We start from the raw sequence: 615 nt of genomic DNA, 5'->3' as shown, positions 1-615 counted from the left end.
CTCTACAAGTATAACAGGAGTAGGCGCACCTTCGAAGAGTTTAGTAAACATCAGGATTTTGAAGCTACGGCAACTACATTTTCAAGTGATGGAACACTATGGGTATCATCACCCGAGGGGTTAATCAGAAAGTATAATAAGGCAGAGGATAGCTTTACATCATTTAACCTTTTTAAAGATTCACCACCCRTTATCTCCCATTGGATAGATAAAATATATGCTACTGCCTCTAATTCTATTTTAATAGGAACTTCACATCAGGGCGTAAAATTGTTTGATCTTGCTACTTTGAGCTATAAAGATATTTTAACCTTTAATAAGGATAAGACAAGTATTTATGCCAAGAACTTTATTCACAATAGTGGAGATGAATATTGGGTAGCAACAGAGTCAGGTGTATTTGTTTACAATTTAAAAACAGGGAAATATACCAACCTGCGTAAAAATCCAAACGACCGATATGCCATATCAGATAATGCGGTTTATACCTTTGCTAAGGATAAAGAAGGTGGTATTTGGATAGGTACTTATTTTGGCGGGGTTAATTATTATCCAAAACCATTTACCTTCTTTGATAAGTTTTTCCCACAAAACAATAAGCGGTCACTTAGTGGA

At 35.3% G+C, this 615-nt stretch carries 1 protein-coding gene; it reads left to right on the top strand.

All coding sequences use genetic code 11. The features are described 5' to 3' along the window. Positions 1–615: ligand-binding sensor domain-containing protein (locus AC1DG9_RS27600; RefSeq protein ID WP_477635769.1), on the top strand; the 615-nt coding region annotated here is incomplete at both ends.

The sequence above is a fragment of the Pedobacter sp. 05L430 genome (assembly GCF_056397585.1).
Note: the sequence above shows the minus strand (reverse complement) of the source record. Positions and strands in the feature narration are given on the sequence as shown.